Here is a 503-nt window from a genome sequence, read left to right as displayed (position 1 = left end):
TTCAGGAACAACAGGGAGTGGCGTTCGGAATGACTTTTCTGGATGGTACGAACATCAGGGCTCACCACAAGGCGGCGGGAGCCCAAAAAAAGGGGCCTCTTTCGAAGAGCGAGACCATCGTGAAGCACTTGGCCGCTCTCGCGGCGGCTATGGCACGAAAGTCTGCGTGATCGCTGATGGACATGGAAAAGCCTTCGGTTTTGTGCTGGCCCCCGGACAGGCTCATGAACTGCCCCTGGCACCAGCCCTGCTCGACAACCTCCCCTCCATTCCCCTGTGGGTAGTGGCGGACAAGGGCTACGCGTCGAACGCCTTTCGTGAACGGATATGGGACATGGGAGCCCGGCCTGCCATTCCTGCGAAACGACGCGATGGGCCGGTCGCCTGCCCAAAATGGGCCTATCGGTGTCGACATCTTGTCGAGAACCTCTGGGCTCGCCTCAAGGAGTGGCGCGCTGTCGCAACCAGATACGAAAAAACAGCAACGTCGTTCCTCGCGGTCA

General features: G+C 59.6%; 1 pseudogene. It reads left to right on the top strand.

The window, feature by feature from the left end:
- Window positions 1-503 (top strand): annotated as a pseudogene (locus GOB93_RS21095) (IS5 family transposase); the annotation flags it as partial.

The sequence above is a fragment of the Acetobacter musti genome (assembly GCF_011516835.1).
Lineage (GTDB): Bacteria > Pseudomonadota > Alphaproteobacteria > Acetobacterales > Acetobacteraceae > Acetobacter > Acetobacter musti.
Note: the sequence above shows the minus strand (reverse complement) of the source record. Positions and strands in the feature narration are given on the sequence as shown.